Source organism: Nocardia barduliensis (assembly GCF_013315795.1).
GTDB lineage: Bacteria > Actinomycetota > Actinomycetes > Mycobacteriales > Mycobacteriaceae > Nocardia > Nocardia barduliensis.
Genome location: NZ_JABLTE010000209.1, coordinates 1 through 5,087, shown reverse-complemented (window position 1 = coordinate 5,087; position 5,087 = coordinate 1). Strand labels below are relative to the sequence as shown.

Genomic DNA, 5,087 nt, shown 5'->3' with positions numbered 1-5,087 from the left:
CGCACGCACACGCGTACGTAACCCCGGCACGGGGCTGGGCGGCTGGTCGTCTGACCCGCCTGAGTGCGGCCGACCAGGGTGGGAGCCCGACGCGGCGGAGGGAACGCGCCGGAACGGGCGGCGCTGACGATCACTCCGTGGCGGGTGTGGAAGGGGCGGCGGTCGCTGGCGGGCCGGTCGATCCAGCAGCCCACGCACGGCCACCCGAGATATGGGGTCATCGCGGCCAGGTCGTAGTCCAACCCTGAGCCCTGCCAGGTGGACTCGCGGACGTCGAGCTCGCTATAGGGCAGATACTCGTCACGGTCGCTGGGGACCGCCAGCCCGGTCCTGCGGGCGGCGAAGCGGGACTGGTCGGCCGGAGTGATCCGCGCCGGCAACTGCGGGCGAGTGCGTCGGGCACGCGCGCCGCGCGCCCGGGCCGAGGGCTCGGGCTCGGTGTCGTGCTCGCGCAGGAACTCCCGTGCCGCGTCTTCGAGCCCGGCGTGACGGCGCTCGGGCGCGATGTGGCGTTCGGGCAGCTCGGGGGCGAGGAGATGGCGGTCGGCTTCGGTGTAGCACTCGGCGACGTGCAGGAAGTACGAGCGGTCCCACAATTCGGCCTGCACGTGCGCCCACAGCTGCCCGGCCTTCTTCCGGGGCTCGGGAACCGGCGGGGTGCGGTCGTCGTCGACGGCGGTGTCGATCGCGTACAACCGCTGCGCGGCATAGCCCGCGTATTCACGGTGGCGGCGCTCGGCGACGGCCAGGTCCCGGCGGCGGTGGCGCAGACTCACCAGCCCGGTGGTGGGTGCGGGGATGCGGGCGCGGCGGGCGGCGACCTTCTCGGGCTGGTAGCGGGCGGCGTCGGTCGCCGCAGACGGGGTGGCGGTGTCGCGGTCGCGGTAGCGGCGGTCGCGGATGGAGCGACGCACCCATTCGGCCGCCTCGATCGAGGTCTCGGACTGCTGGGGGAGCTCGGGCCGGTACAGACCCGGGTCACCCTCGGCGGTGTGCTCGACGATCATCGACCGCAGCTCGGGGCGGGACTTGGCCATCCACCCCAGCTGACGCGCCGCGGTCTTCCACGGCGAGCGGGTCAGCATCTCGGCAGCGCGATCGAGGAAGGCACGCTCGGCCGGGGACGCGAGAGCCAGCACGGCGGTGAAGCGTTCCCGCGCGGCGTCGGGATCGGTGTCGAGGAGGTATTCGATCTCTCCGAGCGCGGCGGCGAACGGGGACACGGTCTGCACGGGATCGGTGACAACGTCGGTAACGGTCTCGATGACAGAGTCGGTGGTTTCGGGTGCGTTCAACGTGGCGGTCATCACTGGGTTCCTGTTCTGTCGTCTGGAAACAGCTCGGCCCCGCGCCGGACGCACGCACACGCGTACGTAACCCCGGCACGGGGCTGGGCGGCTGGTCGTCTGACCCGCCTGAGTGCGGCCGACCAGGGTGGGAGCCCGACGCGGCGGAGGGAACGCGCCGGAACGGGCGGCGCTGAATTCGCTGCGCCCAATCACTCGGCCGCCGGGTACGAGACAGCCGGCGCGCCGGGCGAATTCGGTGACGGCCGGGCGCGGGCCCGCAGCCGTGGCGGGATCACGCCCTGGTAGCACTCAGCAAGGCGGGGCAGACGGCCAGAGGCCCAGCCCTCACCAACCGCCACACCCGCCCGCTCACGTGCCCAGCACCAGGCATCAGGTGTGCGGGTCATCGGGGAGGTCGATGGCCGCCCACGCCTGTTGCCAGGTGGCGGTGAAGCTGGTGCCGTTCTCGGCGGCGCTGATGCCCTCGTCGTGGGACTGTGTCGCGTCGTAGATGACGACGGTCCAGCTGTCGATGTCGCTGCGCCGGGCAGCGAGTCCGGCGTCGATGCTGGTGATCAGGACGTAGAGGGTGCCGCTCGGGTCGATGATCGGCCCGGCGTCGGCTTCGATGGCCACGAACGCGAAGGCGGGCATTCCGCCGGTGTCGACGACGCGGGGATTGCCGCCGATCCCGGTCAGGAACTCGACTTCGGGACCGTGGGCGGCGAGCAGCGGTGCCGCGATGTGTTCGGGCGCGGGAAAATTGGGTGAGTCGATGGACATTGCGCCTCCTGTCTGTCGCCGGGCCGGTGCACCCACCCCGCGAAGGCCCGGCGACAGTGCGCGTGAGTTCGAGCCGGACTGGCTCGCGCATCTGGGTATCTCCTGGTCCGGGTGAGACAGCGGTGGATCCACACCACTCGCGTGGATCTACCGCTGTCGAGAGGGTGGGTTCGATTCAGGGCTGTTCTTCGCGCATCTGCGACTCGCGGCAGATCCGCTGCCAGGTGCGCACGAGTCGATCACCGGGCCGCAGGGGCCGCGACGGCCTCTGCGCGGTCGCTGGACTCGCACCACAGCTGCCCGTCGGGGCCGAGCACGCTGTACCAGCGGGTCGGCTCCCAGTCACCGTGGTCGCGGGTGTCGGTCGAGTTCTCGGGATTGTGCACGCGGTGGTCGACCTTTCGACAGTGGATCGGCGCGCGCGGGATGCGAGAAGGGCGCGCGATCGCTTCCGCGAGCGCCGCTGACGCCGGGCGCGCGGAGGTCGGAGTCGCGCGGGACGGGTTTCTAGAACGAGGGCTCCTCGCCTCCGCCGAATCCGCCGCCGAACCCTCCGCCGAATCCGCTACCGGTGGTGGCCCAGGGATCGTCGTCGCCGCTGCGGTTGCCGGTTGCCGCGCCGACGAGCTCGCGGGAGCGATCGCTGCTATCGTTCGTGTTGGTGTGGTTGGGCTTTCGTTTGGTGACCTTGGCGGTGGCGTAGCGCAGCGAGGGACCGACCTCGTCGACCTCGAGCTCGACGACGGTGCGTTTCTCGCCTTCGCCGGTCTGGTAGCTGCGCTGCTTGAGACGGCCGCTGACCAGAACACGCGCTCCGCGGGTCAGCGACTCCGCGGCGTTCTCGGCGGCCTCTCGCCAGAGGCTGCACCGCAGGAACAGCGCTTCGCTGTCCTTCCACTGGTTGGTGTTGCGGTCGAAATATCGCGGGGTGGACGCGACGGTGAAATTCGCGACCGCGGTACCAGCCGGCGTGAATTTCAGCTCTACGTCCGCCGTGAGATTCCCTATCACGGTGATGACGGTGTCTCCGGCCATAGCAGTTCTCCTCGAAGTTCGATGATCAACAGGGACAGATGAATTCGCGCGGGATCAGCGCACGGGTGCGGCCCCGCGCCGGTCGTGTTCGGTGTCGGTACGCGGCTGGTCGCCGCGCTGGTGGCGGGGTTCGGGGTCGGCGGTTTCGTTGAGCGCGGTGAGCACGTCGGTGACCGAGTGCGCGGGGCGGGCGTGACCGTCGCCGATGAGCTGGTGACAGCCAAGCGACGTCGAGAGGCGGCCGGGCACAGCCAGCACCGGGCGGTGCAGCCGCCGCGCCCACCGCGCGGTGGACAGGGTGCCCGAGCGCAGCCCGGCCTCGGGGATCACCAGCTGCCGCGACATCGCCGCGACCAGTCGATTGCGCGCCAGCAACCGCGCACGGTCGACACCCTCACGCGGCGGGTATTCCGACACGATCGCGCCGGTCTCGGCGACGGCGTCGAACACCTCGGCGTGCGCGGTGGGATAGACGCGGTCGATCCCGGCCGCGGACACGAGCGTGGTCGGCGCGCCGTGGTCGAGGGCGGCCTGGTGGACGAGCACGTCCACGCCGAACGCCCCACCGCTGACCATGTGCACACCCCGCACGGCCAACGCCGTCGCGATCTCGCCGGTGATGCGGGCACCGCGCGGGGAGACCGCCCGGGTACCGATGACACCGACGCGGGTCAGCACCGAGACCGGGTCGATGGTGCCGCGTACCCAGACCGCCACCGGCGCGTCCAGATACCGGTCGTCGGGGGAGTCGAGGTCGTCGAATCCCAGTCCGGTCCAAGCGGGATCGTGGGGGGTGAGCAACCACGCCCCGATGTCGGTGGCGCGGTCGAGATCGCGGGCGGCCAGCTCGGCCACCGACAACCTCGAACCGGGTCCGGCCGGGAGCGCGCCGATCCGGTCGGCGGCCTCCTCGATGTCGGTGGCGGCCGAGCGAGTGGCCGCGAGCGCGCGGGCAGTGGTGGCCGGGGTGAGCGCGGCGCGGGCCAGGATCGCCCACGCCCGCAGCCGTGTATCGGAGACCGTGGCGATCGTGTGCATGGCAATGCTCCTCGAAAGTGGTGGTGCCGGGCCGGTTGCCGGGGCGGGAGAATCGCGGCCTGCCTGGGCACCGGAGTCGGGTGTCGCAGGGTTGGTCAGCCGGGTGCGATGGTGATGCCGGTGAGGTGTGCAGGGCGTGGCGCCAGTCGGCGAAGCGGGTGTTTAGGTGCTCGTCGGGGATCCGGTGTCTGCAGTCACCTCCGGCGTAACCCCCCACCCGCCGCAATCGTGGGTGACCGCAGCCAGACACAGCTCGCCGTCCCAGACCCGGACTTCGCTCGCGTCCGTCTCGCCGGCCGGGTCCGCGGTGAGATCGTCATCGCCGCGACAGAACTGGAGACGCAGGCCCGCACCGGCCGTCGCGACGGTGGGTACCGGCGATCGCGAGACCGGTTCGGCGGTCGAGGGGTTCGGGGTGGGATCGAGCATGCGGGTACCCCAGACTCCGGTGGTCGAGGGCAGCGGTGGACGAACGAACCGACACTGGCGGGCGGCACCTGGCCGGACTCGCCCGCCCGTGTCGTATTCCGTGGTGCCGGATCTCAGGAGGGGCCGGTGTCGGAGAGTTCGACGGAGAAGGTGTTCGGGTAGACGGTGATGACGAGCCAGGCCGCAGTGTCGGGTCCACGCAGCGTGTCGATGAACGCGGCCCCGTCCTCGCCGAAAGACTCCGTCAGCGGCAGGTATTCGACGAAGTCGTCACCCAGCGGCGGGCCGTGATTCCAGTGGGTGCCGTATCCGTGGCCGTGGGCGTAGACGACATGCATCTTGCTGTCCGGGGGATCGGCCTCGGTGCGGGCTTGGCGGGGCAGACCAACCGGTGGACGGCGATATTCGAAGGTTGCGGTATTCCTGCTGTGAGGCGGGGTTTCAGGGTGCGTGGAAGAGGTAGTCGGCCCAGCTTGATTTGGCGAATCGAGCCCATCGGTGCGCGGTCGCGGG

Annotated in this window: 6 protein-coding genes; all 6 read right to left on the bottom strand. The window is 70.8% G+C overall.

Annotated features, from left to right (window positions below; all coding sequences use genetic code 11):
* A partial coding sequence (locus HOV91_RS38330) for a hypothetical protein (RefSeq protein WP_174190077.1) occupies positions 1–1,307 on the bottom strand: 1,307 nt, incomplete at its 3' end.
* Between the two features lie 372 nt (positions 1,308–1,679).
* Positions 1,680–2,072, bottom strand: coding sequence for a hypothetical protein (locus HOV91_RS38325; RefSeq protein ID WP_043734992.1), 393 nt, complete (start codon positions 2,070–2,072; stop codon positions 1,680–1,682).
* Positions 2,073–2,311: 239 nt separating this feature from the next.
* Positions 2,312–2,458 (bottom strand): hypothetical protein, encoded by a 147-nt coding sequence (locus HOV91_RS38320; protein ID WP_157227395.1) that lies wholly within the window; start codon positions 2,456–2,458, stop codon positions 2,312–2,314.
* 121 nt (positions 2,459–2,579) lie between these two features.
* Complete coding sequence (locus HOV91_RS38315; protein ID WP_043734990.1) at positions 2,580–3,107, bottom strand: single-stranded DNA-binding protein; 528 nt, start codon at positions 3,105–3,107, stop codon at positions 2,580–2,582.
* A 54-nt stretch (positions 3,108–3,161) separates the two neighbouring features.
* Entirely contained in the window at positions 3,162–4,145 is a 984-nt protein-coding gene (locus HOV91_RS38310; RefSeq protein ID WP_051047104.1) for a DNA-processing protein DprA, read from the bottom strand.
* A 542-nt stretch (positions 4,146–4,687) separates the two neighbouring features.
* Positions 4,688–5,087 (bottom strand): hypothetical protein (locus HOV91_RS39635; RefSeq protein ID WP_217441594.1); only part of this gene is annotated, 400 nt, incomplete at its 5' end.